This is a genomic window from Sphingopyxis sp. H073, assembly GCF_001468395.1.
Taxonomy (GTDB): Bacteria; Pseudomonadota; Alphaproteobacteria; order Sphingomonadales; family Sphingomonadaceae; genus Sphingopyxis.
In genome coordinates this window covers 1-22899 of sequence record NZ_LNSG01000020.1, presented here as the reverse complement: position 1 = coordinate 22899, position 22899 = coordinate 1, and the positions used below count along the sequence as shown (strand labels likewise).

The following is a 22899-nucleotide window of genomic DNA, read 5'->3' as shown; positions in this document are numbered from 1 at the left end:
CCTCGCCGCCGACCCTGGCGCAGCGGCACGATCCGCGACAGCGACTATCCGCGCGAAGCCAGCCGCGCCAGGGTCGGCGGCGAGGTCGAGGTTCGCTTCACCATAGAAGCGACCGGACGAGTGACGGGATGCCGCGTCAGCCGATCGAGCGGCGATGCGTCGCTCGATGCGACGACCTGTCGGCTGATCGAAGAGCGCTTTCGTTTCAAGCCCGCGACCAACGCTGCGGGCGAAGCGATCCGCAGTCCCTATGGCTGGCGGCAGACCTGGTGGCTCGAGCGACGTAACTGAAGCCCCTTGACGACTGCCTCAGCGCCCACAGAAATTGCGACAATATCGCGAACCATTATCAATAGCGATTGACACTGCGAACGACTCTCAATAGCGGCGTGGACGACCAAACCAAAACAAGGGGGTTATCCGTGAAAACTTCGTCCGCCTCGTTCCTCGCTCTCTCCTGCGTGGGCAGCCTGATCAGTGCTCCCGCGCTCGCTACCGAGGCCGATGCCGCGCAGGACGCACCCGGCGGCCGCACCGACATCGTCGTCACCGGCAGGCTCGCGACCGAAGTCGAATCGCCCAAGTCGACGGCGCCGCTCGTCGATACGCCGCAAACCATCACCGTCGTGACGCAGGAGGCGCTGCGCCAGCAGAATCTGCTCACGCTGCGCGATGCGCTCGCCACGATCCCCGGCATCACCTTCGGCGCCGGCGAGGGCGGTGGCGGCTATGGCGACTCGATCAACCTGCGCGGCTATTCGGCGAACAACGACCTGACCGTCGACGGTGTCCGCGACAGCGCCCAGTACAGCCGCACCGACCCCTTCAACCTGCAGCAGATCGAAGTCTATAACGGCGCCAACTCGGTCTTCAACGGATCGGGCAGCGTCGGCGGCACGATCAATCTCGTCAGCAAGATCCCGTTCTCGCGCAGCGCGACGACCGTGCAGGCCGCGGTCGGCACCGACAATTATTACCGTGCGTCGGTCGACAGCAACTGGCGCCTGAACGACCTGATCGCCGTCCGCCTGAACGCCATGTATCACGAGAATGACGTTCCGGGCCGCGACGTCGAATCCTATCAACGCTGGGGGGTCGCGCCGTCGATCACGATCGGTGTCGACAGCGACACCAGCCTGACGCTCGCCTATATCCACCAGGACGACGACAACACGCCGATTTATGGCGTGCCCTTCTTCCTCAGCGGCGTGAACGACGGGCCGCTGCCGGGCGTCGACGACAGCGACTATTTCGGCATCGTCAATCTCGACGCACAGAAAACGAAGGTGAATCGCCTGACCGCGACCTTCCGCCATGCGTTCAGCGAGAATGTGTCGATCCGCAACCTTACCCGCTGGCAGCGTGTCCACCAGTATAGCCAGACGAGCGCACCGCAGGGCGTCTTCTGTCTCGCAAACGGCCTGCAGCCCGTGGGCTCGGGCCCGACGTCGACAATCGGAATCGCTTGCCCCGCAGGCCGGAACACGCCCGGCACCTATTATCCCAGCGGTCCGCGCGGCCTCGTCCGCGATCAGGTCAACGACCTGCTCCACAACCAGACCGACCTCACCGTCGTAACCGGAGAAACGGGAGGCACGCGTAACACACTGGTAATCGGCGCCTCCATCTCACGCGAAGACTATGAAATCACGACCGCATCGCTGGCGCGAAACCCCGATGGTTCAGCGGTGACGCTGCCGCCGATCAATCTCTTCAATCCCGACACCACATACACCGGCCCGATCAACTTCACGGTTACGGCACGGTCGAAGGGCCGCAGCAACAACAAGGCGATCTACGCTTTCGATACGCTCGAACTCGGCACCATGTTCGAATTGAACGCGGGCCTGCGCTACGAGAGCAATCGCGCAGAGTTCCGGAACATTCCGCTGCTCGTCGTCCCGCCGGGCACGACCGCGCTAACGCCGGCGCAGCGCGAACCGCAGATCAGCGACGAAAATCTCTTCTCCTATCGCTTCGGCGCCGTGTTCCACCCGATCGAGAACGTCAGCTTCTATGGCGCCTATGGCAACGCCAGGACGCCGTCCTCGGCTACGGTGCGTCTCGGCTGCGGCGTGATCCCCGCGACGGGCGCCGCCGATCCCTGCGCTGTCGCCCCGGAAAAGGCGCGCACTTATGAAATCGGTGCCAAAGCCGAGTTGGCGAACAAGAAGCTTCTGCTGACCGCCGCTCTGTTCCGCAACGAACGCACCAACTTCCGCACGCCTTCGAACGACCCGTCGCTGCCGAACTCGCTTCAGGTTCTTGACGGCGAATCGCGCGTCGACGGAGTTGCTATTGGCGTGACCGGCAATCTCACTCCCGAATGGGCGATCTTTGCCAACTACACTTACCTCGACAGCAAGGTAAAGCAGAGCGTCTCCGACTTCTGCCTCACCTCGCCGGGCGCGACAGGCTGCAGCAACAGCGTTGCGATCCCCGACCCGCAGGCCGGCGATCGCCTGATCCAGACCCCGAAACATTCGGGCAGCCTGTTCACCACCTACGCCTTCCCGTTCGGCCTCCAGATCGGTTACGGCCTGACCTATCAGGGCAGGTTTGCAACCAACCAGCGCAACCTGCTCCAGCGTACGCAGTTCATGGTCGACGACTATCTCATCCATCGTGCGTTTGTGTCGTATGACTTCAACAACGGCTTGGTCGCGCAGCTCAATGTGACCAACCTGACGAACGAGGATTATTACACCGGCGTCCGCAACAATGTGAACGCGACGACCGGCGTCGTCACCGGCGGCTGGGCCACCCCCGGCGATGCACGCTCGGCGGTGTTCAGCCTCTTCTACACCTTCTGATCGCAAACGGGCGGGCACGGCGCATTGCCGTTCCCGCCCTTTTCTGCCTAGAAGCGGCGCCATGATCCGCATCATTCCCGACGTACTCGACGCCGACGGCGTCGCCCGGCTCCGCGCCATCCTCGACGCCGCCGACTGGATCGACGGCAACGAAACCTCCGGCCCGCAGGCGGCGCTCGCCAAACGCAACCAGCAACTCCCCGAATTGGGCGAAGCCGCGGCCGAGGCAGGACGCCTGGTCCTCGATGCGCTCGGCCGCACGCCAATGTTCATCGCGGCAGCGCTTCCGCTCAAAATCTACCCGCCCTATTTCAACCGCTACGCGGGCGGCGAGACGTTCGGCGATCATATCGACAATGCGATCCGGATGCGGCGCGGCAGCGATTTCCGGATGCGCGCCGACCTCTCGGCGACGCTCTTCCTCGCCGATCCCGGCAGTTACGAAGGCGGCGGCCTCGTCATCGAAGGCATGACCGCGCCGCCGGGGCTCAAGCTTCCCGCCGGGCATATGGTCCTTTACCCGGCGAGCACCGTCCACCGCGTCGAGCCGGTAACCGCCGGCGCGCGCGTCGCCAGCTTCATGTGGATCCAGTCGATGGTGCGCGACCAGGGGCAGCGCGACCTCCTGTTCGACCTCGACATGGGGGTACAGGGCGCGGCGATGACGCTGGGCCAGGGCGACGCGACCGTCGTGCGGCTGACCGGCGTCTATCACAATCTGCTGCGGCGCTGGGCTGACAGCTAACCCAGCATGTCGCGCCACGCGCGCGACGTGAATTCGCGGTCGCCGACGAGTATCGCCGCCGCCAACCCGCGCGCGTCCGCCAACGCGACCCCCTGCTCCGGACCGAGCACCGTAAGCGCGGTCGCCCAGCCATCCGCCATCATGCAGCTGCGATGGAGCACGGTCACCGACGAGACACCATTGACGATCGGCCGGCCCGAGCGCGGGTCGAAGCTGTGCGAATAATGCCGGTCGCCGACAGTAAAGCCGCGCCGGTAGCTGCCCGACGTCGCGACCGACAAATCGTGCAGCGCGATGCGCCATGGCTGCGCCGACGACGTCGGCGGCGTTTCGGTATCGACCCACCAGGGCTGACCGTCGGGCCGGATTCCTTCGCCCCTGAGCTCGCCGCCGGCTTCCAGCAGGAAATGCCGCACGCCGTTACCAAGCAGCCACTCGGCCGCCAGATCGACGCCATAGCCCTTGGCGATCCCCGAAAGGTCGAGGAACGCCCCCTCGCCGCGACGCAATCGCGACGCGCCGGCGTCCCATTCGATGCTGCGGTCCGCTTCGTCACCATCGGCGGGCACCGCGTTCACCGGCCCCGTGCTGCCGAAGCCCCAGCGCTCGGTCAGATCGCCCAAGCACGGGTCGAACGCCCCGCCGCTAACCGCCGCAATCTCGAGCGCCGCCGAGACGACATGCGCGAGTTCGGCGGGCACGCGGCGCCATTCGCCCGCAGGCGCGCGGTTGAAGCGCGACAGATCCGATTCCGGCTCCCACTGGCTCATCTGCGCGACGACAAGGTCGAACGCCGCCTGCACGCCCGCCATCGTTCCTGCCGGCGGCGAAACGGCGTGCAGCGACCAGCTTGTCCCCATGGTCTCGCCGGCGAAGGAGGTGATCGCCGCGCATGCATCGCGCCCCGCGAAAGCCGCAGGCGTCAACGCGCGCGGAATCAGGATGCGGTCGGTCAGGGCGCCAGGACTTCCAGCGTCGTCACGTAGCTTGCCCGGCGCGCGATCGGCGGCGGCGCGCCTTCTTCGCCGCCCGCTTGCGGCGTCGTGACGTTGAGCCAGTACATGCCGGGTTCGGCCCAGCTGATCTCGACCTTGCCGTCGGCGCCGGTCTTGAGGTGCATTTCGCCCAGCTGGTCGCGATAGCGGATGCCGCCGGGGATCACCGTCACCGGCAGATCGGCCGCGGGCTTGCCGTCGAGCAGGAACTGGAAGGTCGCCGCCTCGCCCGCGATCAGGTCGTTGGGATGCGTCACCGGAACGAGCTCGATGCCTTTGCCGGTCGGCTTGAACAGCGTCGTCGTCGGCTCGCCCACCGTCACGAAAATCTCGTTGCGGTTGTTCGCCTCGGCGGTCTTCACGTTGGTCGCGCCCGCGGGAACCCGCTCGGCGAGATTCGCGGTCGTCGTGCCGCGCGGCAGGCGCTCGGTCTTGCCGTTGAGGTCATAGCTGCCCATCAGCATGTCGGCGACCGACGCAATGCGATAGGTGCCTTTCTGCGTCAGATGGACGTCGAAGGTGCTGCGATAGCGGCCCGTCGCCTTGTTCTCGATCGTGACCTCGGTGCCATCGGGCGCCCACGCCTTGACCGCATCGAGCCGCAGCGGCTGGTGCTCGAAATAGAAGAGGTCGTTCGAAACCGCGGCGTCGACCGCCACCCACACATCGTCGCCCGACAGCACCGTCGACGACGGCATCATCCACTGGCGATGCGCGCTCGCGGGAACCGCCGCCATTGCCGCGATCGCGACCGTCGCGACCAAACCCAGGATCTGCTTTTTCATGTCCCTGCCCTTTCGAAAATTCAGCGGAAGGCAACCGTGACGGCGCCAAGTTCGGTCTTGCCCGCAGCGCGCCCGCCCACGCCCGCCTTGGCCGGCCAGGTAAAGGGGATGCGGAGCAGTTCGCGCCCGCCGACTTCGCGGGCCGCCTCGATAACGAGCGTATAGTCGCCCACCGCGGTCGCGCCGAGCTGCGCCCGGCTGAACGAGATTTTCTGGGCCCCGGGCGCGCGCGTCGCGCCGGTGACGCCGTTTGCGGGGAAGGTCATCGTGCGGCCCGAGGCGCGCCACCATTGCCGCACGTCGCGCAGCCATTTGGTGCCCTCGTTGCCCTTCATGTCATAGTCGTACCAGACCGCGACCGTCTTTGCGGGCGCCCCTGCCTTCTCAACCCAGATCGCCACATAAGGCCGGTGATATTCGGCGACCTTCAGCTGCGGGATCGTGATCGTGACGTCCATCGTCGCGGGCGCCGCGGCGGCCATGACGGGTGCGGTGAGCGCCGCGCCCAGCGTTCCGCCGATCAGGATCGTTCGCGATGACGACTGCATGAAGTTTCTCCCTAATGGATGAAGATGATGGCGATGGCCGCGGGCAGTACGAGCCCCGCGCCGACGAGCGGCCAGGTGCTCTTGCGCTTCGCCGAATGTAGCCACAGCAGGAACAGACCGGTGATCGCGAAGACCAGGCAGGCAAAGGCGAAGATATCGATGAACAGGCTCCACTCGCCGCCCGAATTGCGGCCCTTGTGGAGGTCGTTGAGGTACGAGATCCAGCCGCGATCGGTCACCTCGCTGGTCACCGTGCCGGTCGCGCGGTCGATCGCGACCCAGGCGTCGCCCCCCGGACGCGGTGCCGGCAGATAGACCTCGTCCGCCGACCATTCGGCCTCGCCCGACGCCTTGACCGGGAAGTTGTCCTCGACCCAAGTCGCAACCGGTGCCGGAAGCCTGCCCTTCCCTCCCGCTGGATCGTCGCCAAGCTCGCCGAGCACGGCGGGCGGCATCTGCGCCGTTTTCTCGACGACCTTGGGCGTTCCCTCGATATCGGCGGCGTGATTAAGCGTGAAGCCGGTGATCGCGAACAGCACGAGCCCGATCAGGCTGATCGCCGAGCTCATCCAGTGCCACATGTGCAACTGTTTCAACCAGAAGGTCTTGCGGCTCTTCTTGGCGGCCGGTCGCTGGGTCTGGGGTGCGTGCATCTTGAACGGCTCTACCTGAAACGATGCCCGCCATTATCGCGAACGATTCGCAATTACAATTGAAAAGGTCGGCCCGACAAGACATTGTGCGCAGCGACCCGGCGGGGCCGAACGCCAGAACCGCGACCCGAGCCCGGTCGGTGAGATCGATGGCTTTCAAGGAAGTGGCGGAGACGGAGGGATTAGAAGTCTCCTTATAAAAAGTTGTTTTTAAACCATATTTTTTCCTTCTCGGCTGGCACCCCTAAGACTGACCCTAAAGTGGTTAGAAGACGACCCGGGCTGCAACGTAAGCGTGGCCTGAAGGCCGCAGCTAGGCGGCTTGGGCGATCTGCTGCTGATCGTGCTGCCAGTTCCATGGCATGAGCTCATCCCATCGGGACGCGGGCCAGCCTGAGGCGATCTTCTCGATGACGTCGGCGATATAGGCCTGCGGCTCGACCCCGTTGAGCTTCGCCGTCTCGATGACGGAGTAGATGGCGGCGGCGCGTTCGCCGCCGGCCTTCGATCCGGCGAAAAGCCAGTTCTTGCGCCCGATCGCGATGGCGCGGATGGCGCGCTCGGCGATATTGTTGTCGATCTCCGCGATGCCCTCATCGATGTAGCGGGTCAGCGCGTCCCAGCGCTTGCGACCATAGGCGAGCGCCTTCGCCATCGCCGACTTGGGCGACAGGCGGCTCAGGGCGTCGTCGATCGCGCCGCGAAGCGCGTCGATCTGCGGCCTGGCTTGCTCTTGCCGGTGTCGGCGCCGGACATCGGGCGGCTGACCGCGGACAACCTCGCGGACGATGATCCTTCCGAAGCGGAAGAATGGGCCGAAGCGCCACCATCCTGCAATGCCGTTTACGGAGGTCCCGGCATTCATGCAGAAGCTGAGCCAGCGGTCGGCCCTCGCGGCGCGAGCACTCGAACTGACGATACTCACCGCCTCCCGGACTAGCGAGACCTTGGGGGCCCGTTGGTCTGAAGTCGATCTGGACGCCAAGCTGTGGGTCATTCCCCCTGACCGGATGAAGGCTGGTAAGGAGCACCGCGTGCCCCTCTCGTCACCCGCGGTGGCCGTCCTCCAGTCTCTCGAGCGATTAAATGATTTCGTGTTCCCTGGCTTCAAGGCGGACAAGCCGCTCTCCAACATGACGATGGAGATGCTGCTGAGGCGCATGGAGGTTGATCAGTTTACGGTCCATGGCTTCCGTTCGAGCTTCCGCGACTGGTGCGGCGATGAGGCGCCGCAATTTCCGCGCGAGGTCGCCGAGCAGGCACTTGCTCATGCGGTCGGCAATGAGGTGGAGCGAGCATATCGCCGGGGCGACGCCCTGGAGCAGCGCCGCGAGCTTATGGCCGCGTGGGCAGACTATGTGCGCCCGACGCCGGCTGACCCTAACGCCGACCCTAAGATTGACCCTAAAAGCTGACGCGGATTTGTGCGCGCCACCTCGAACCCCGTCGAACAGCAGAACGGCTAAACCCCACCTTTTCTGGGAGTTTCTAGCCGGGGCCGGATTAGAGCGAATAAGGAAGTGGCGGAGACGGAGGGATTCGAACCCTCGGTACCGGATTTACCAGTACGACGGTTTAGCAAACCGTTGGTTTCAGCCACTCACCCACGTCTCCGCGCGGGCTCTCCCTAGGGATAGGCGAGATTCGTGTCAACGCAGGAAACGCGGAACGCGCGAAGAGCATCGGTTTGTGTCGCAACATAGGGTGTTACAGTCTGTGCATCCTATGTTCCCGAGAAACATCGGGCCGAAACGAGGGCGCAACCTCATTCCGGCCCTGACCGATACGATCAATGGAGGATCGCATGGCTGAGACTCTAGATGCGCCTGAGGCTTGCGAACTGCAAGCGTGGCCAGAGATAGAATACGACAGCGGATACAGGCCATAGCTCTGCGTGCTGTTTCCGACGATATTGTTGCCGCAAGTGCGAACAGAGGCCGTGCCAGCGGCATAGACCCCGAACCCACCGCCAAACAGCTTGGCCCCGTTGACCTCGCCGGTCGCTCCGGTCTGGAACTGGATGCAGGCGTTCGTTGTCCCGCGAATATAGGTGCCGCCGTTGATGCGGACATTCGTCCCATCGACCAGAATGCCCTGCGTCGAAGCCCCGTTGATGATGGCGTCAATGGTAAGCCCATCGACCTTGCCAGTGCTGGTTTTTCGCACGTTGACCGCAGGGCCGGTGCCCTTGCCTCCGGTGACCACAACAAGCGTCACGTCAACGCTGGTGTCGAGAAGATCGCCGGTCCCGAAGCACCCGATCTGCACCCCGCCAGTGACCGAACTGTTCCAGTCGATTGCCGTACAGCCCTTGATGAAATTGCCGCGCTTCGTGAAGTTGGTCGCGTTCGTGATCGCAAAGGCGGCGTTGCAGTTTTTCGCCGTCCCGCCGATAATGCCGCTGTTGTTGCCATTCTCGATGACCATACCGGTATCGGTGCAGCTTTCGGCCGTGCAGTTGGCAATCGTGCAGTTGTCGCCGGAGACGTAGAAACCGTCTGCCGCATTCGTTCCCGACGTGCCGCCGCAATCGACTGCCGTGCAGTTTTTCGCGTGGCAGCGCGTGCCGCCGCCGAACGAAAGGCCAATGCCGGGCGAACTGGAATAGCCAAGGGCGTTTTTGCCGACGCATTCGATATATTCGCAGTCAGTCGAGAGCGAGATATACGCACCGACATAGCGGACATTCTGCCCAGACGTTCGGTTGGCCTGGTTGGCGTCGATCGTCAGGCCACGGATTTTGACGTTGCTGATCCCAGTGCCGTACAGGACATATTCAAACGAGGTGGACGCCTTGGCTTTCAGCACCGCGCCGTAGCCGACAATCGTCAAATCGTTGCGCGCGATATCGACCGTGTCGCTTACGATATAGACCCCGGCAGGAAACGTCAGTGTGCCGTTGACCGGAGCCGCTGCAATCGCCGCTTCGATAGCCGCAAGGTCGTCGGTGCTACCGTCACCCTTGGCGTTGTACGGGGGGTCTGTGACGAAAACCGCTTTCTTGAGTTTCGAGCCAACAGTGCCAACCGTATATGTCTCTTCTGCATCATAGCCGACGGAGCCAGCGCCGGTTGTTTCGGCAAGATCGTCCAGCACCGCGCCGCTGTCATACATCGGGACACCGGCCTCGGACGTGACGAAGGTGTCGTTCGCATCGTAGAACTTGATGTCGTAGATGCCATTGGCGACGTACCAGCGGAACATGCCGTTATCGTCGCTCAATGCCGCGTTGGAGACACCTGAAACCGTCGAAATGGGCGTGCCGTTGTTGTCGGCGAAAATGTCCACCTCGGTGCCCGTGTTGTCATAGAGGCGTGCGAAGTAGCCCGGCAGCGAGTCCCCGCTCCGGTTGGTGAACGCATTCACATATTTGTACATTGTGCCTACCCGAAGTTTGCGAGGAGAACGGGGACATCGACAGTGACTTGCGTGCCAAGGCTGTCGGTGACGGTGCAGCGGGCCGTGCCCGAGGTGGACTGGCCGTAATCGAGGGTCGCGCGGAAGGTGGTCTTGGCCATCGTCGCGGAACTGGCGGTGAAAGCCCCGCTGAGGACCGTCCATGCGTATGTGAAGGGAGCCAGCCCCCCAGAGGGAACAGCCGTCACCGCGTAGGAGATGCAGAGTTCGAGGTTCTGGACGCGCTCGGTGGTGATCGTGCCCGAGGGTGAGGCTGAAACGCTCATCGGCAGAACAAAGGCCTGCACGACCTTCCACGCGCTCCCGTTCCACGCCTCGATACGGGTGACCCGCTTCTGGACCCCGTTGATGGTTATCTCGGCGCGGGCCGCGTCCTTTTCGACGCCTCCGACAACGGCCTTAAGCGGCATAATAGACCGTCAGCGAGCCGTTGGGGGGCGAAGTCGGCGCCGGGGAACCGTCAACCAGCGAATAGATGCGCGGCGCCGTGAAGGAGCTGTCGTTGGCGCAGTAATAACCCCCGTACCCCGAGCGGGTGATGTTGCCGGTGAACGCCGCCCCTGCCACCGTTACAGGTGTGCCAAAGGCAATCACCATGTCGTAAAGCTGGCGGCCGTTCGCGAACGCCTCGCGAAGCTGGTTGTTGACCGATGCCATCGACGTGGAGTTCTCTGCGCACGACAGTCCCGCGATGGTCGTGTTTGCGCTGGCCGTGGCAGAATAATCGCTGAAAGCTGGCATAGCTTTGCGGTCCTTTTGGTGTTATTGGTGAGGGATGAGCGATATGGCCTACATGGCCTTGGTTATCGGCGCGGCCGCCATGATCAGGGCAACATTCTCCGCCCTATTGGAGGGACGATCCTCCGGCACTCCCGAGGCTGGCGCCGAAGAGACCGCCGACTTTCCTGGCCCTCTTGACGTAGACGTCCCGCGCCGCTGATTTCTGCGTGAGCGCCTTGATCATGGCGGCGGTGGTCGCCGGATCGGTGTTGAACAGGATAGGGGCGAGCTGATCGGCGCGATTCTTGCTGCCGCGCAGCCGCACGTTGTCCACGATCTTGGTCAATGCCTTTTGGGCGATGCCCTGCCCGCCAGAGCCCGTGCCATAAGAGATCAGGGCGTCGGCAGCCATTCCCGGAAGCCCGCTATCGAAAGCCTCGTCGGCCGCCGCGCGCATTGCGGTAGGCGAGCCGCCAAGGGTGTCATAGGCGGTCTGCGCCATGCGCTGCTCTGCGTCGTAAGCCGCGCGCATGTTGGCCGCCGGACCCTCGCCAAACACCGTGGCTGCCCTCTGCTGGGCCAAGGAAGAGCCATAGATGTTCTGGTACGGGTTCGACGAGTAACGCACCTTGTCCACCGCATCGGACATGGCAACTCGCTGTCCGAGCCTGAACTGATCCTGCTGTCCCGGCGTCATGCGGCCCATCGTCACCTGAATGTCGCGGGGGTTAGCGGTCGAGAGGGCGCGCCCCTGCTGCAACGCGGCGCGTTCGCCCGCAGGGCCAGCGTAGGCGGCACGGGCTTCCGCATAGTTGGGGTACAGGCGGTCAACCTCGCTGACGAAACGCTGGCGCAACCCCTCTACGGCACGGCCCTGATCGTTTAGGTCGAGTTGGCCGGTTATCGGGTTGCGATAGCCGCCAACGACATCATCAAGACCGCGCTTCAAGAGGTCGAGTGTTTCCGGCGAAGGGTCGGAGCGCAACACAACGTTGCCCTGCGCGTCCAAGTCGAACCCTAGCGCATTGGGATCACGGCCCTCGTTAGCCGCAATCGAGCGCGCATTCGCGAGAGCCTGCTGGCCCGCCGGGGTCTGTATCATCGCTTGCAGTTCATCGGATGTTCGCGCTGGTTGCGACCGGAACGCATCATAAAGCGGCGCCGAGCGCGAACGGGCCTGCTGGAGAAGGCTTTCGCTGATCTCGTTCGGGTTGGCGACGGGGCCGAAGTTGCGAACGATTTGCTCCTGCGCGCGATCAGCCTGCCCGAGAGCGCGGCTACCGAACGCATCGCGAGCCATCGCGTAGGCATCGGGGGACTAGCAATGATGGTGGTGAAGCCGACGCCCAGCTCCCTGCTCCATTCCGAAGCCGTCATCGTGCGGCCATTCAAGGTAATAGGTCTTGCAATCGAGGAGTTCTGAGCCTGCTCCTCTGGTGTTGCCCACCGAACATTTCCGGGCTCGTATCCTAAGGAATTATCTATCCTATCGACCGAGTGAGTCTTTGATGGCCTCGGGCCTAAGTGATCGTAAAACTCCTCAAAGTTTTCGACCCAAGGTTGATGCATCGTAATGCCAGCCTTGCCGTACCGCTCATATTCTTTTCGTTTCGGATTAAAACATCGTTGCTTGATACCCGCCCAAATCCGATACTCGGGCGTCTTGGAAAGGCCGTGCGCATGGCTGGTTGCCTGATACTTTGCTCTCATGTACCCTTATTATAAGAGCGCAACTATCTTTTCAACCCTTTGGTCCCGTTCCTACCGTAGTACGGGACGTTCCAGCCATCACCTTCGGTGTGTACATGGCCCTTGTGGATGAACGCCTTGCGGACGCCCGGAAGCTTGCGCGCCTCGGCAAGAAGCGCAGGCAGATCGGGCCCGTCATAATCGACAGCAGAGCCGGAAAGGTGAGCGCTGTTCGGAACTCCGCCGACAATCCGGTTGCCTTCCGGCGTCCGGCGACCGCTCGTCATCACCCCACCGTTGATGCGGGATGGCGGGACAAACCCAGTGGGCGCGGGCTTAGCGAAAGTTGCCAGCCGGGGCGACCGACTGACCTCCTGCCTTGCGAGGGTCGGCAACCACCGCGCCAATGGCGGGCCTGTTTCCGCCACCGCCAACGACTGCGTTGTCAAACGTGCCGTCTGAGCGGACATTGTTGGGCACCGGAACCTGAATGAGACGCTGCGAGCCGTCAGGATCGGTGACGACTTGCTGAACGTACTTCTGTGTTGGGTCTCGGAAGGCTAGCTTGGGCTGTCCGTCTGCGCCGATAGCCCAGCGGTTCCCGGCATTGTCGTCGAAATAGGTTGGCGGGCGGTTCTTGGCCTCATATTCCTGCTTCGCCACCCAATCCGCCAAACCCTGCTGACGCTGCATCTCCGCTTGCTGCGCGGCCTGACGCTGCTGCATCGCCGGGGCGTAGATCGGCTGCATTCCGCTGTATTGCAGGAGGAAGTCGCCGATGTTCCCAGCAATGGCCCGCCCGACGCCGCCCTCTCCGAAGAACGACTGTTTGGGCGCCATCGGCTGCGGCGCAGCGGTCATGGCCGGTTGCTGCGGGATGCTCGCGGAAGCACCAAACAGGCCGCCACGCCGACGCGGGCCAAGCAGGCCCTGCGGGGCTCCCCAAGGCTGCTCGGGGTTCTGGCCGGGGCCGGTCCAAGGCATGATCGTCATTTTCCCACCTCTACGTGCTTCCAAGTGTGCCCGAGACGGGCAAAAGCGATGGTCTGCACCGCGGTTCCGAAACGGGTTGCGAATTCACTGTCTTTGGATCGGTCATTGACGGCTCGAATTTCCCGCACTGCCGCCTCCGTCAAAAGGGAGCACTTGTGCTGGTCGCCTTTTGGGATAGTCCCGTGCGACACTTTATCGGCCAGATTCTCCTGGGGCGTTGCCCATCGCACATTGCTCGCTTTGTTGTTAAGATGCTTCCCATCGCTGTGGGCGACTTGGTGTTTCTGCGATGGCGGCTCGCCGTGGAACGCTCTGCACACCAATCGGTGGACATAATGCGCCTCTCGGCGGCCATTACTTTTAAGGTGTACTTGCAGGTACCCCATGTGACTGCCCATGCACGGCTGCTGCGAAATCAGTTTAGAGGGCCAGTGGCGCGGCGATCTATGACCCCAGCGGGTTAACACATCGATGGTCTTTGGCTCGCTACGTACATTTCCTAGACTACTAACTGAATACAACCCCTCCCATCCGGGAATGGGCTTCCAAATCTCGACAGAATCACTATTGCTGGCGTCAGCCATATCGAACGCTCCATGTTCGTTGTTGGTCAGGCTCGGCGCGGTGTTAGCGCACCCGCTGAGCCGCTGATTTTCTAGCAGATTCATGCTCCGTTCTCAAGTGCGGAAGCCGCCCGAAGCCCAACCAGACAGTGCGCTTCCGGCGAGCCCGCCGAGCAGGCCGCCGACGCTTCCTTTTTGGGTTGTTTTTGTGTTCTGGTAGGAGCCCAGGAGTCCCCCGATTGTGCTGCCATAATCCTGAGCCGCAAGAAGCGGCGCGGTCTGTGCCCGATAGGCGGCAAGCGCCTGATCGAGGTAAGCCCCGTCTGCCGATGCAAGATTGCCGACGCTTGCAGCCGCGTTGTCCATGCGATCCGACTGGCGGTTATAGTCATCGTACCGAAGGCCGGTTGCGTTCTTTGCCAGCTCGCGCGAGATGATCCCCGCATAGTCCGAACCGCCGGTCAGGCCTCGCGTGCCCAGCGAAGCCGAGAGGCCGTTGCGAACGTCGTTTCCGGTGTTATCGATGATCCCTTGCAGATAAGGATTGCCGGAATCGAGGTATTTCCCGCCAAGCACGTCGTTGTAATGCGTGCGCGCCAAGGCATTCGTCGGATCGCTGCGATACTTGTCCAGAATCGACGGGATGAGCCCACCGAACTGATCCGCGCCAGCCTGCAAGCTGCCCTTGTTCGCATTGTACGCGCTTGTGACGTCGTTAGCGGCACCTGTGATTTGCTGTTCGAAAACAGGCTTATTTGTGGACTTGGTCTTACTTTTCATGGCAACGGTAACTCCAAATCATCGCCCACGCGCGTCCAGTGCGGCAAAATCCTCTGCCAGCCCTTTCGCCCTTCAATTCTCAGCCTGTTGCAGCCGATGGCCCGTGCGAACTCGCTCACCCGCGCCTCTGCATCACCGCACCAATTGCGGACCCCTCGCCCCACGCCGAGCCATATCAAGAGAGCATCGTCGGCCGTGCGCGCGAGCAGCAGGAAGCCGCCATCGACCGGCCAACCCACCGCCTTGCCCGTGACCGTCTCCTCGATAACCTCTGCTGCCGTGTGGCCGCCCCGCTCCGCGCATTTCACTATTTCGGGCCACCAAGGGCTTTCCCAAGGGTTCACGCCGCGAAGTCCTGCCACATGCGGCTAGACTTGTTGAACTCGGCGGGGTCAATCGGCCCCCTCGCCCTCCCCGCTCGCAAAGAGTATGTGATCGAAAGGGACGCGCCGGGGGCGTTGGCAGTGCCTCCCGATGGTGACCCGCCAGAAAAGGAGTAGACGACCACTCGGGCCAGCCCTGCCGCGTTCGCCGCACCTGTCGCAGCCCCACTCGACACCGACAGGTTATAAGAAAGGCTCGCCCCGGAAGCATTGCCAGCGACGCCCCCGCCAGACGCAGCACCCCCGCTGAACGACAACGAATAGGATAGCGAAGCGCCGGAAACGCTTGCCGCGCCCGTTGCGGCGCCTCCGCTGGCCGAAAGGCTGTAGGAAACAGCCGCGCCCGATGCACTCCCAGCCCCGGTTGCGGCCCCTCCTGAAATCGAAAAACTGTAGCTTAGTGCTGCACCTGATGCGTTACCGGGAGTTCCACCCGCTACCTGCCCGTCATCCCCCAGCGGTGCGCCGCCGAGCGGGTAGAGCCCAAGCATCCTACATGCTCGCGGCTAGGCGAAAGAGATCGTCCGCTTGTTCGTCCGTCATGCCAAGGCCAGCCGCCGCAGCCTGCAAGGTCGCGTTCCCTCGCTCGATTGCCAGCGCATATTCCCACTCTTCGGCGGCTTCTTCGTCCAGAGTCGCAACATAGGCGTCCACGGTAGCCTTGAGCCCGAGGTGACGTAGCGCCTTGCGCATCTGGATAGGGGTGACGCTGGCGGGGACGGGCGGCTTCGCGTCGGGATGCTCGGCACGGAATGCCGCCGCGACCGTCTCCTGATCCTCGCCCTCTTTCAGTTCGCGCCGCGTGCCATCGTCCGCGATGAGTGTCGTCCCTTCGGGGGTAAATTCGAGCCTCATGTCAGGTCACCTTGAAAGTCAGGCAAGGCGCGTCCGAACCCAAATAGGACGGCTCCCCGCCAATCGGTGAATACATCTCGCTCGCGGTGTCGGTGAACGTCGGAGCGGGCCCGGTGAACGTTGCATTGGCCACCATCCCGACCCCGAAACTGCCGTTTCGGAGCAAGGCACCGGCTGCGATGGCCATCATCACGGCGTTTGTAGTCCCGTTGCACCGTCCGAAGCGGTAGGTGCCGTTGTTGGCCCAGAAACACGCCAGATACATGTCAGCTTCCAGAATGAGGCTGAGACCGGTAATGTCGATGTCGGTGCTTGCGGTTTCCGTGGTCAGGGCACCACTGTCGTAAACCGGTGCGCCGAGCGGGTGGCCATTTGGCCCCATGCGATAAATGAGGATGCGCGTCTTGTGGCCAGTGGTCGCGCCCGTCGCCATGTAGAAGTGCAGGCTCTTGATCGAAACCCGGCGCAGGATCGGCCAGGGGACGATCTGCATCCGGTCAGCGACAGGATCATCGGCAGCGTTCGTCTGGATCCAGCCGGACGGGCCGTACATCATCCCCGACCGATAGGCGGTCTTCAATCCCGGTAACTGGTCGAAATCACGGGTGTTGGGCGACACAAACACCTTCGCCGAGCCCGACAGGTTCAGCAGCGAGCCGGTCGTGGACTTGATGAGGTTGCGCGTCAGAGTGTTGGCGGACGAGTTCCAGACGCCCCAGCTTATTTCCGAATTGCCGCCGTCCTCGATCACATAGGAATAGGTCGCCCCATCGACGCCGTCAGCGCCGGAGACGGTGAAGAACCCCGTGTCGGCCGTGCCAAGCGTGATCGTGCCTGTGCCGGTCGTCGATGTCGCGACCTTTACGCGGTTGAGGAGGCCGGCCATTAGTTCTGCTTCGTGATCGTCGATGAGGCGACAGTGAACGTTGCGCCGGTTGAAGTGATATCAGAGCCGAAGTCGTTATACGCGACCAGCTCGTCCGCCGAGGAAGCCCCGCCCCGGCGCTTGTAATAGACGCAGCCGCGCGCCGTGATCGTCGAGGACGGCCAGCTAACCGAGCCGAAGGTAATGACAACCCGATCGTTTGTCGTATCGACCGCTGCGACGCTGACAGACGAGGCCGCGCCGCCTGCGGTATAACCAGTCCCGGTGACTTCGTTCGTCACATCGTCGCGGCGATCATGGGTGTCCTTGTTCGGCGTGTAGGACGACGTGACAAGCATCGCGTAAAAAGTGTCGGTGTCGTAGTCGATGGCACCCGTCGCTTCATCGCGAAGAGCGCTGTTGTAGATCAGGGATGCCATCAGGCGTCCTCCTCTATGCCGTTGATGTTAAAAGAAACGTCGCCTGTGTCTCCGAAGCCTCGGATCACATCCCCACCGTTCACCGTGAAGCGCAGGGTGGAACGGGTCTCACCGCTATCGATAGCCTTGTCGTAAAGCAGATATTGCGACGGGTCTCGGCCTGCATTTCCTTGTTGTAATCGAGGATCGGCGAAACATCCTGCTCATAGCGGATGAAGGTTTCCCCGGTCTCTTCGTCGGTGCTGATCCACTCCGTCATGCCCGATATGGGATCATGATCGAGTAGCAGCTCGTCAGGCATGAGCGAGACGCTCCGCCGAGACGTAATTCTTCGCCTCTTCCACCGTCAACTCATCGCCGATGCTGATCGTCTGATCGCGGACCAGCACGGTCCCGCTGGCAAGCGGCAGGCGGTCGCACGTCACGACATAATCGCCCGCAGGCTTTTTGGCAGGCGCTTTTGCCATTGTCTTTCTCCCGAAAGAAAGGGGCGCCCCGAAAGACGCCCCTCTATGGTCAGGTAAGGTCGGCGACCACGCCGGAACCCGCCTCGTTCAAACACTTTAACGCGACTTCTGTAAAAAGCGCGTCACGGTCGGCAAGGCCGGTGGCCGCCAGCGGCTTCTTCTTCATCGGATCGAGGACCGCGATTTCCCACATCGCCGGATCGACGATAAGGGCGTCACGGGTCGAGCAGAAGCGATCCGGCACAAGCTGGACCTCGCCGGTGTCCGACACGTAAACGTCGGCGCCCGCGATGATCTTGAGCTTCTTGTCGCCAGTTTCGCGGCGGCTCTGCGCAAGACCGGCGAAGGCCGCCGCAATCTGCTTCTGGGTCAGCGACATGATGGCCATCGACGGCTCACCGCCGTTGTTCCATGCCGACGCGATCACGGTTTTCAGCAGCGTTTCGGTGAACGCGCGCTGCGTGCCGTTGGTGGCAGCCGCGACGATGCCCGCCGAGAACCCACCGCTTGCACCCGACGCACCGCGCGAGACGTTGGTCGTGAGCCACGCGAGCGCACCCGCCGTCTGACCTGCAACCGACGCCGTAGCGGCAACCGAGGCCTTGTTCTGGGTGAAACGCGCTTCCATGTCGCGCTTCAATTCCTTACCAGCCTTGGCAAGCTGCAACGCATGTTCATTCTTGCGGCCAGCCTGCTTGACGGCCTGAACGGTCGTCGAGGTGCCAACCACCTTCTTGAAAATCTGCGTGTGCGTGCCGACACGGGTCGTGTTCGGGCGATTTTCGTTCGCCAGATCGTCGCCCTGAATCGTATAGTTGTCGGCATTCGCCGCAACGAGCGTGTCGGTCTGCCATTCGACATAGGTTGCATCGGCAGGGCCGCGCGAGATCGCCGAAACGAACGGCGTGTCCGTCGGCGAGATGTTGTAGATGATGTCCGAAAGGTCTTCGCGGTTACCCACGCGGCCGACGGACTGGATCGTATTGCTGGGAACAGCCATTTCGATTGGTCCTTATAAAATGTTGGCGAGTGCGGCGGCTGCGTCCTGGAGGCTTCCAGTTTCTTTCAGGCGCCGTGCTGATTGTTCGGCTGCGCTCGCTTCTGCGGAGCGCTGGGCGTGGGCGGCTTTCGTGGTGGCCTCTTGGACCTGCGCGTTGCGGCGGGTTTCGCTGGCGGCCCATGCCTGCTGGGCTTCCAAGGGAAGCTGCGCAAAGACTGCCTTTTCCTCCGCGTTCAGGCTGACGGGCGCATCGATGGCCGTTTCCGGTTCGCCTGCCTCGTCATCCTGATCCTCGTCCGCAGCATCGGGCTCATCGCCCTCCCCCGCGTCGTCGGATTCCTCCTCGCCGTTTTCCTCGTCGAGATAATTTTCAAGAGCCGCGAGCGCGTCGTCCTCCGAAGAGACGGGCGCGTCAACGGCTTCCGGGGTTTCCACCGGATGGGCCATGACAACAATCCTCTATGTTAATGCGCCGAAGCGCGGCTCACCAAAAGCGCCCGACCTTCTCGATACGGGCGAGGTGTTCTTTCTGCTGTCCGGCGATGTCGCCCGACGCGATGATGTTCTGTGCGTGCCGGTCCAGTTCTTCGACCAGCTTGGAGGCGATGGAGAGCTTTTGCAGGCCTGCCGTGTCCTTGACACCTAATTCGGCTGCGCGCTCGAAATAGGCGCGCCGGAGAATGGTCAGGCAATCGCGTAGCCCACCCTCTTCCTCGTAGAAGGCCCGCCAGCGATCCGCGCGGTGCTTGGCGTCCATCATGCCGCCAAGCTCCCACCGGGACGATTCTTGCTGATCTCAACCTGCGCGGCTGCATCGGTGCGCGCTTTCTCACGCGCCATCTGCGCCTCGAACATCATGCGGGCTTCCGCCTGCTCCTGCTCGAACCGGAACTTGCGCTCGGCAAGCTGTGCCTCAAACTCGGCCTCGTCGCGGGCCAGCTCCATCTTTTGCTCGGCCTCCTCGCGCTGTAGCTGCAATTTAAGCTCTGCCGCCCGCTGGTCCCCGGCGATCTTTGCTTGCTGGGCTTCCGCCTGCATCTGCGCCTTCACAATCTCGGGGTCCGGCTGCTCTTCCTGCGGCGGCGCGTTGCGCGGATCGACGAAATATTCGTCAGGCTGGCCGATGTTCATGTCCTTCACGATCCCGGCGGCGCCGTTGAACAGCGTCTCCTTGTCGGTCAGGCCGATATCGTAACCCTCGCGCTGGATGCCGAGCAACTGCATCCGCATAGCGATGCGCTGGTCCTTGCGGTTCGTCCCCAAGCCGGTGCGAATGACCATGTCTGGCTCGTCGGGCCATTGGCTGGGATCAACTTGCGCAAACGTGCCCCCGATCTTGACCTCGAACGGCTCGCCCGCGTCTTTGATCAGGCGATACTTGCGCCAGAACATGCGCGAGACGCATTCAGCGAAGTTGCGGGCGATGAACTCTTCATACTGCTGGCCCTGGCCGAGGCCGACCCCGTTTACGAACTCGCCTGCGCTGATTGGGAGGCGGCTGCGATGAGCGCCGAAACTCTCCGCGCGCAGGCAGAGGCGAAGCGAATGCGATTTGATGCCTGGCGAACTGCGAACGCGACCAAGCGCGCGCAGATGAGCCTTCGATAGTAATTCTCAACAGGAGACGGCGGACAGCCCAATAAGCGCGCCGGGATATTAGATGAACAAGTTACTCAATGCGCTCGGCCTTGGCCCAGACGACCGTATCGAGCGGCTGACCAATGAACGCAACGCTGCCCTTGCTGAGCGCGACGTTGAGCGCGAGCGTTTCAAGAAGGCCATCACCGACCTCGCTGCGGCGAGGGAGGAGATTGCGCACCTCGATGAATGTGAGAAGCGCCTCGATGCTGACCGCAACCACTGGCGCGCCGAAGCTAACTCACTCCGCCCCGACGCCGAAGCCATGCGCCGCAAGAGGGAGAGGGATAGGAATCGCAAAGCGGAGAAGAAGGAGGGCGGGAAGTGAGCCGCACCCACAAACCCGGCACAGTCGAACTAACCGGCACCGGCAAGCTCTTCTACACGAACAGCAAGGGCGAGAAGGAGCCGTTCGACCGTGCGCGCTTCCGCAACGAGCGTCCTTGGGCGCGCCGCAGCGGTCACGCCGACATGCGGGAGATGGTGCTGTGATCGCCCGCGTCAAACAGGCAAAGAGAATGCGCGAACGCTGGGGAGGTGGACGTGGATAGTCTCATCGAACGGATCGAGGCGGCTACGGGGCCGGATCGGGAGTTGGATCTAGACATTGCGCGATTGCAGGGCGTCGTCGTCCTCAAGCGCAATCATGAGGACACCGCCAACTATGAGACGACGCATTGGCGTTACACGGCATCCATCGACGCTGCGATGACGCTGGTGCCGGAAGGCTTCTGCTGGACCGTCGCCGTATACTGGTGCGAGGGCGAGGATAAGCCTCCATATTTTGCCGACTGTGCAGACCTACCAGCCATGCAGGCGGGCGATTTTCAGGTGCCCATCCACGAGGCTTGGGCCGCCACCCCCGCCCTCGCACTCGTCGCCGCCGCCCTCAAAGCTCGCACCACCCATTCCACAGGAGAAGCGTGATGGGCTGCAAGCACTGTCGCGGCGGCTTCTTCGACGGTCGGTTCGGCCAAGACGTCGAGTGCGTCAATGGTGTCCTGATCGACATCGACGAGGCACACGAAGGCCCGAGCGATACGGTTTACCCGGTCGCGCCCTGCCATCCGATGTGGGAGCGGCAACGCACCGATCCCGACGCCGAGACGTGGGTCAACGATACCTGCGAACGGCTCGCCGCATGGAGGTCGCAAGGCCCCACCACCCAGCAGGACACTCCCCATGGTAAATGAACAACATAATCAGGGCGCTCCGGCTTCGCCGTCGGGCCGTCGTGAACCGGACCCGCAAGCGGTTCCGGCCCTTCGGGCTTCCGTCCCTAGCGCGGAGCGTACGATGTTTCTCGATTGCAACGGCGTCGAGATTTGCACCGGCCATGTGGTGCGCGCCCCAATCACCGGGAACCGCGAGCTTCACGGCGCTTGGGCTGACTACACCGTGGAGAAGGCGCCGGGCGGCTATAAGCTGTCGTATCTCCGCAGTGAAAAGGGCGACATTCTGCCGGTCGGCTACACCGGCGGTTATATGGCTGACACGCTGCCCGATGATGACGAATTCGACATCAAGGCGCTGGTCTTTACCAAAATGCCGCTTCGCGTGTCTGGTTGGGAGATCGTGGGATAATGCGTTACGAGACAAAGACTGTCCGCGTCGGCGAAAACATGGGCCCGGTCGATTGGGATCACCCGATGGCGAAGGACGTGCCGCCGATCTGGCGCGAAGCAGAGCGGTCGCCAGCCGACTTCACGTTCGGCGTCTACGAGCGCTCAATTCTCGCCATCTGTATGTATGATGGCTGGCCCTACTGGAGGCCAACGCCAGCGATCCATTTCATCGGTCCGCTCGGGCCTGATTGGACGCACTTCAACGGGTACGGCGTACGGCCGGATTCCATCAAGCGCCGCCCTGCGCAAGGGACTAGCGGCTCTGCTCAAGACGCGCAGCGGCTTGACCCGCAGGGCGCAGGCCCGGTCCGTCAGGATGCGCCCCAATCCCCCCAAGGAGACGACCAGTGACCCCCACACAGACCGGCGATAAGCCGATGGTGACGCTACCTGAAACCGCGCCCGGCCACTGGGACACTCCCGAAGGCCGCGAGAAGGCTATCGAGTATCTTTCGAAAACGCGCGAGCAGCTTTGTATGGGCGACCGCTCCGATTTGGCGCTCGCCAACGCGCAATATCTCGAAGATATCAGCGTCGGAACCGTCACGTTCCAATCCGCGATCGGGATGCAAACCGCCGCGAAAGAGCGCATTCGCTGGCTGTCCGTGCAACTCGCCGCCGCCAATGCCGAACTCGCCGCCCACCGCGCTCAAGAGACACTATCCCCCGAACAGCCCCTCGATACCATCCAGCGACTCGGGCAGGAATTTGACGGCGAACAGCCCCGCTTGGGGAGGGAGGCGGTCAGAGACGCAATCCACGATGCGATCGTCTCGGCGTATCGGCAGGGCGCGCTCGATGTTCACAACGAATGGATCAAGCTCGACCTAGGAGCCCGTCCACGATTTAGCATATTTGGGCTGGACTGCGGCGATGAGTTTTGATTCAGTCGGGGGATGAGCAAGCGCTTTCTTCCCTGGGATGT

General features: G+C 62.8%; 32 protein-coding genes, 1 tRNA gene and 1 pseudogene. 11 read left to right on the top strand and 23 right to left on the bottom strand.

The window, feature by feature from the left end; all coding sequences use genetic code 11:
* From ATE64_RS20750 to ATE64_RS20740, 3 genes are all read left to right on the top strand, one after another.
* On the top strand, positions 1–291 hold a 291-nt coding region (locus ATE64_RS20750; protein ID WP_156420380.1), incomplete at its 5' end, for an energy transducer TonB.
* 131 nt (positions 292–422) lie between these two features.
* Positions 423–2813 carry a TonB-dependent receptor gene (locus ATE64_RS20745; RefSeq protein ID WP_058456692.1) on the top strand — a complete coding sequence of 797 codons (2391 nt, stop codon included), beginning with the start codon at positions 423–425 and terminating at the stop codon, positions 2811–2813.
* A gap of 61 nt (positions 2814–2874) precedes the next feature.
* Positions 2875–3558, top strand: a complete 684-nt coding sequence (locus ATE64_RS20740) for a Fe2+-dependent dioxygenase (protein WP_058456691.1) — start codon at positions 2875–2877, stop codon at positions 3556–3558.
* Here ATE64_RS20740 and ATE64_RS20735 read toward each other — a convergent pair.
* From ATE64_RS20735 to ATE64_RS20715, 5 genes and pseudogenes are all read right to left on the bottom strand, one after another.
* Positions 3555–4418, bottom strand: coding sequence for an FAD:protein FMN transferase (locus tag ATE64_RS20735; RefSeq protein WP_197410180.1), 864 nt, complete (start codon positions 4416–4418; stop codon positions 3555–3557). The two genes, ATE64_RS20740 and ATE64_RS20735, sit on opposite strands and share 4 nt — an antisense overlap.
* A gap of 92 nt (positions 4419–4510) precedes the next feature.
* On the bottom strand, positions 4511–5338 hold the full coding sequence (locus ATE64_RS20730) for a DUF4198 domain-containing protein (RefSeq protein ID WP_058456689.1): 828 nt from the start codon (positions 5336–5338) through the stop codon (positions 4511–4513).
* A gap of 20 nt (positions 5339–5358) precedes the next feature.
* The gene (locus ATE64_RS20725; protein WP_058456688.1) at positions 5359–5886 is read right to left on the bottom strand and encodes a DUF2271 domain-containing protein; all 528 of its coding nucleotides are present in this window, start codon (positions 5884–5886) and stop codon (positions 5359–5361) included.
* An 11-nt stretch (positions 5887–5897) separates the two neighbouring features.
* Complete coding sequence (locus tag ATE64_RS20720; protein ID WP_058456687.1) at positions 5898–6539, bottom strand: PepSY-associated TM helix domain-containing protein; 642 nt, start codon at positions 6537–6539, stop codon at positions 5898–5900.
* A gap of 313 nt (positions 6540–6852) precedes the next feature.
* Positions 6853–7314: pseudogene (locus tag ATE64_RS20715) on the bottom strand (transposase); the annotation flags it as partial.
* Between the two features lie 88 nt (positions 7315–7402).
* On the opposite strand from ATE64_RS20715, the gene ATE64_RS20710 reads away from it, so the two are divergent.
* Positions 7403–7954 (top strand): site-specific integrase, encoded by a 552-nt coding sequence (locus ATE64_RS20710; RefSeq protein ID WP_058456686.1) that lies wholly within the window; start codon positions 7403–7405, stop codon positions 7952–7954.
* A 106-nt stretch (positions 7955–8060) separates the two neighbouring features.
* Here the strand turns inward: ATE64_RS20710 and ATE64_RS20705 are convergent.
* The 18 genes from ATE64_RS20705 to ATE64_RS20625 form a co-directional block, all read right to left on the bottom strand.
* Positions 8061–8153: transfer RNA gene (locus ATE64_RS20705), tRNA-Ser, on the bottom strand.
* Between the two features lie 93 nt (positions 8154–8246).
* Positions 8247–9917 carry a glycosyl hydrolase family 28-related protein gene (locus tag ATE64_RS20700; protein ID WP_058456685.1) on the bottom strand — a complete coding sequence of 557 codons (1671 nt, stop codon included), beginning with the start codon at positions 9915–9917 and terminating at the stop codon, positions 8247–8249.
* A gap of 5 nt (positions 9918–9922) precedes the next feature.
* Positions 9923–10366: a hypothetical protein gene (locus tag ATE64_RS22080; protein WP_058456684.1), complete on the bottom strand. Its 444-nt coding sequence runs from the start codon at positions 10364–10366 to the stop codon at positions 9923–9925.
* Entirely contained in the window at positions 10356–10697 is a 342-nt protein-coding gene (locus tag ATE64_RS20690) for a hypothetical protein (protein WP_156416626.1), read from the bottom strand. The genes ATE64_RS22080 and ATE64_RS20690 overlap by 11 nt, the downstream gene beginning before the upstream one ends.
* Positions 10698–10800: 103 nt before the next feature.
* Positions 10801–11976 carry a hypothetical protein gene (locus tag ATE64_RS20685; RefSeq protein ID WP_058800358.1) on the bottom strand — a complete coding sequence of 392 codons (1176 nt, stop codon included), beginning with the start codon at positions 11974–11976 and terminating at the stop codon, positions 10801–10803.
* A gap of 433 nt (positions 11977–12409) precedes the next feature.
* The gene (locus ATE64_RS22135) at positions 12410–12652 is read right to left on the bottom strand and encodes a D-Ala-D-Ala carboxypeptidase family metallohydrolase (protein WP_197410179.1); all 243 of its coding nucleotides are present in this window, start codon (positions 12650–12652) and stop codon (positions 12410–12412) included.
* A gap of 49 nt (positions 12653–12701) precedes the next feature.
* On the bottom strand, positions 12702–13358 hold the full coding sequence (locus ATE64_RS22130; protein WP_058456680.1) for a hypothetical protein: 657 nt from the start codon (positions 13356–13358) through the stop codon (positions 12702–12704).
* A gap of 677 nt (positions 13359–14035) precedes the next feature.
* Positions 14036–14701, bottom strand: a complete 666-nt coding sequence (locus tag ATE64_RS20670) for a hypothetical protein (protein ID WP_058456679.1) — start codon at positions 14699–14701, stop codon at positions 14036–14038.
* Positions 14698–15045 (bottom strand): hypothetical protein, encoded by a 348-nt coding sequence (locus ATE64_RS20665; RefSeq protein ID WP_156416625.1) that lies wholly within the window; start codon positions 15043–15045, stop codon positions 14698–14700. The genes ATE64_RS20670 and ATE64_RS20665 overlap by 4 nt, the downstream gene beginning before the upstream one ends.
* Before the next feature lie 531 nt (positions 15046–15576).
* A complete protein-coding gene (locus ATE64_RS20660) occupies positions 15577–15939 on the bottom strand; it encodes a hypothetical protein (RefSeq protein WP_058456677.1) in 363 nt (120 codons plus the stop codon).
* 1 nt (position 15940) lies between these two features.
* Positions 15941–16825, bottom strand: coding sequence for a hypothetical protein (locus ATE64_RS20655; RefSeq protein WP_058456676.1), 885 nt, complete (start codon positions 16823–16825; stop codon positions 15941–15943).
* Positions 16825–17244, bottom strand: a complete 420-nt coding sequence (locus tag ATE64_RS20650) for a hypothetical protein (RefSeq protein ID WP_058456675.1) — start codon at positions 17242–17244, stop codon at positions 16825–16827. Before ATE64_RS20650 ends, ATE64_RS20655 begins: the two co-directional genes overlap by 1 nt.
* Before the next feature lie 79 nt (positions 17245–17323).
* Positions 17324–17545, bottom strand: a complete 222-nt coding sequence (locus ATE64_RS20645; protein ID WP_058456674.1) for a hypothetical protein — start codon at positions 17543–17545, stop codon at positions 17324–17326.
* Positions 17538–17711 carry a hypothetical protein gene (locus ATE64_RS21895; RefSeq protein ID WP_156416624.1) on the bottom strand — a complete coding sequence of 58 codons (174 nt, stop codon included), beginning with the start codon at positions 17709–17711 and terminating at the stop codon, positions 17538–17540. Before ATE64_RS21895 ends, ATE64_RS20645 begins: the two co-directional genes overlap by 8 nt.
* A gap of 49 nt (positions 17712–17760) precedes the next feature.
* Complete coding sequence (locus ATE64_RS20640) at positions 17761–18711, bottom strand: DUF5309 domain-containing protein (RefSeq protein WP_167541788.1); 951 nt, start codon at positions 18709–18711, stop codon at positions 17761–17763.
* 12 nt (positions 18712–18723) lie between these two features.
* Complete coding sequence (locus ATE64_RS20635) at positions 18724–19158, bottom strand: hypothetical protein (RefSeq protein ID WP_058456673.1); 435 nt, start codon at positions 19156–19158, stop codon at positions 18724–18726.
* Positions 19159–19195: 37 nt separating this feature from the next.
* Positions 19196–19471, bottom strand: a complete 276-nt coding sequence (locus tag ATE64_RS20630; protein ID WP_156416623.1) for a hypothetical protein — start codon at positions 19469–19471, stop codon at positions 19196–19198.
* Complete coding sequence (locus tag ATE64_RS20625; RefSeq protein WP_058456671.1) at positions 19468–20103, bottom strand: hypothetical protein; 636 nt, start codon at positions 20101–20103, stop codon at positions 19468–19470. The genes ATE64_RS20630 and ATE64_RS20625 overlap by 4 nt, the downstream gene beginning before the upstream one ends.
* 268 nt (positions 20104–20371) lie before the next feature.
* Here ATE64_RS20625 and ATE64_RS21890 point away from each other — a divergent pair, with 268 nt between their 5' ends.
* From ATE64_RS21890 to ATE64_RS20595, 7 genes are all read left to right on the top strand, one after another.
* Positions 20372–20677, top strand: coding sequence for a hypothetical protein (locus ATE64_RS21890; protein WP_156416622.1), 306 nt, complete (start codon positions 20372–20374; stop codon positions 20675–20677).
* Positions 20674–20841 carry a hypothetical protein gene (locus ATE64_RS21885; RefSeq protein ID WP_156416621.1) on the top strand — a complete coding sequence of 56 codons (168 nt, stop codon included), beginning with the start codon at positions 20674–20676 and terminating at the stop codon, positions 20839–20841. The genes ATE64_RS21890 and ATE64_RS21885 overlap by 4 nt, the downstream gene beginning before the upstream one ends.
* A gap of 51 nt (positions 20842–20892) precedes the next feature.
* Positions 20893–21276 carry a hypothetical protein gene (locus tag ATE64_RS20615; protein WP_156416620.1) on the top strand — a complete coding sequence of 128 codons (384 nt, stop codon included), beginning with the start codon at positions 20893–20895 and terminating at the stop codon, positions 21274–21276.
* On the top strand, positions 21276–21542 hold the full coding sequence (locus tag ATE64_RS20610; RefSeq protein ID WP_058456668.1) for a hypothetical protein: 267 nt from the start codon (positions 21276–21278) through the stop codon (positions 21540–21542). The genes ATE64_RS20615 and ATE64_RS20610 overlap by 1 nt, the downstream gene beginning before the upstream one ends.
* Positions 21543–21645: 103 nt before the next feature.
* On the top strand, positions 21646–21933 hold the full coding sequence (locus tag ATE64_RS20605; RefSeq protein ID WP_058456667.1) for a hypothetical protein: 288 nt from the start codon (positions 21646–21648) through the stop codon (positions 21931–21933).
* Entirely contained in the window at positions 21933–22325 is a 393-nt protein-coding gene (locus ATE64_RS20600; protein ID WP_058456666.1) for a hypothetical protein, read from the top strand. Before ATE64_RS20605 ends, ATE64_RS20600 begins: the two co-directional genes overlap by 1 nt.
* Positions 22322–22858, top strand: a complete 537-nt coding sequence (locus ATE64_RS20595) for a hypothetical protein (RefSeq protein WP_058801300.1) — start codon at positions 22322–22324, stop codon at positions 22856–22858. Before ATE64_RS20600 ends, ATE64_RS20595 begins: the two co-directional genes overlap by 4 nt.
* The last annotated feature ends 41 nt before the right edge of the window (positions 22859–22899 follow it).

Bases quoted from the DNA above. Each gene is read 5' to 3' on its own strand.
- ATE64_RS20630 (WP_156416623.1), bottom strand. From the start codon at position 19,471: ATGATGGACGCCAAGCACCGCGCGGATCGCTGGCGGGCCTTCTACGAG.
- ATE64_RS20650 (WP_058456675.1), bottom strand. From the start codon at position 17,244: ATGGCATCCCTGATCTACAACAGCGCTCTTCGCGATGAAGCGACGGGT.
- ATE64_RS20655 (WP_058456676.1), bottom strand. From the start codon at position 16,825: ATGGCCGGCCTCCTCAACCGCGTAAAGGTCGCGACATCGACGACCGGC.
- ATE64_RS20670 (WP_058456679.1), bottom strand. From the start codon at position 14,701: ATGAAAAGTAAGACCAAGTCCACAAATAAGCCTGTTTTCGAACAGCAA.
- ATE64_RS20700 (WP_058456685.1), bottom strand. From the start codon at position 9,917: ATGTACAAATATGTGAATGCGTTCACCAACCGGAGCGGGGACTCGCTG.
- ATE64_RS22130 (WP_058456680.1), bottom strand. From the start codon at position 13,358: ATGACGATCATGCCTTGGACCGGCCCCGGCCAGAACCCCGAGCAGCCT.
- ATE64_RS20640 (WP_167541788.1), bottom strand. From the start codon at position 18,711: ATGGCTGTTCCCAGCAATACGATCCAGTCCGTCGGCCGCGTGGGTAAC.
- ATE64_RS20725 (WP_058456688.1), bottom strand. From the start codon at position 5,886: ATGCAGTCGTCATCGCGAACGATCCTGATCGGCGGAACGCTGGGCGCG.
- ATE64_RS20720 (WP_058456687.1), bottom strand. From the start codon at position 6,539: ATGCACGCACCCCAGACCCAGCGACCGGCCGCCAAGAAGAGCCGCAAG.
- ATE64_RS20600 (WP_058456666.1), top strand. From the start codon at position 21,933: ATGCGTTACGAGACAAAGACTGTCCGCGTCGGCGAAAACATGGGCCCG.
- ATE64_RS21890 (WP_156416622.1), top strand. From the start codon at position 20,372: ATGAACAAGTTACTCAATGCGCTCGGCCTTGGCCCAGACGACCGTATC.
- ATE64_RS20635 (WP_058456673.1), bottom strand. From the start codon at position 19,158: ATGGCCCATCCGGTGGAAACCCCGGAAGCCGTTGACGCGCCCGTCTCT.
- ATE64_RS20610 (WP_058456668.1), top strand. From the start codon at position 21,276: ATGGGCTGCAAGCACTGTCGCGGCGGCTTCTTCGACGGTCGGTTCGGC.
- ATE64_RS20690 (WP_156416626.1), bottom strand. From the start codon at position 10,697: ATGCCAGCTTTCAGCGATTATTCTGCCACGGCCAGCGCAAACACGACC.
- ATE64_RS20730 (WP_058456689.1), bottom strand. From the start codon at position 5,338: ATGAAAAAGCAGATCCTGGGTTTGGTCGCGACGGTCGCGATCGCGGCA.
- ATE64_RS22135 (WP_197410179.1), bottom strand. From the start codon at position 12,652: ATGACGAGCGGTCGCCGGACGCCGGAAGGCAACCGGATTGTCGGCGGA.
- ATE64_RS21895 (WP_156416624.1), bottom strand. From the start codon at position 17,711: ATGGCAAAAGCGCCTGCCAAAAAGCCTGCGGGCGATTATGTCGTGACG.
- ATE64_RS20685 (WP_058800358.1), bottom strand. From the start codon at position 11,976: ATGGCTCGCGATGCGTTCGGTAGCCGCGCTCTCGGGCAGGCTGATCGC.
- ATE64_RS20740 (WP_058456691.1), top strand. From the start codon at position 2,875: ATGATCCGCATCATTCCCGACGTACTCGACGCCGACGGCGTCGCCCGG.
- ATE64_RS22080 (WP_058456684.1), bottom strand. From the start codon at position 10,366: ATGCCGCTTAAGGCCGTTGTCGGAGGCGTCGAAAAGGACGCGGCCCGC.
- ATE64_RS20660 (WP_058456677.1), bottom strand. From the start codon at position 15,939: ATGAGGCTCGAATTTACCCCCGAAGGGACGACACTCATCGCGGACGAT.
- ATE64_RS20710 (WP_058456686.1), top strand. From the start codon at position 7,403: ATGCAGAAGCTGAGCCAGCGGTCGGCCCTCGCGGCGCGAGCACTCGAA.
- ATE64_RS20605 (WP_058456667.1), top strand. From the start codon at position 21,646: ATGTTTCTCGATTGCAACGGCGTCGAGATTTGCACCGGCCATGTGGTG.
- ATE64_RS20645 (WP_058456674.1), bottom strand. From the start codon at position 17,545: ATGCCTGACGAGCTGCTACTCGATCATGATCCCATATCGGGCATGACG.
- ATE64_RS20735 (WP_197410180.1), bottom strand. From the start codon at position 4,418: ATGGGGACAAGCTGGTCGCTGCACGCCGTTTCGCCGCCGGCAGGAACG.
- ATE64_RS20625 (WP_058456671.1), bottom strand. From the start codon at position 20,103: ATGTTCTGGCGCAAGTATCGCCTGATCAAAGACGCGGGCGAGCCGTTC.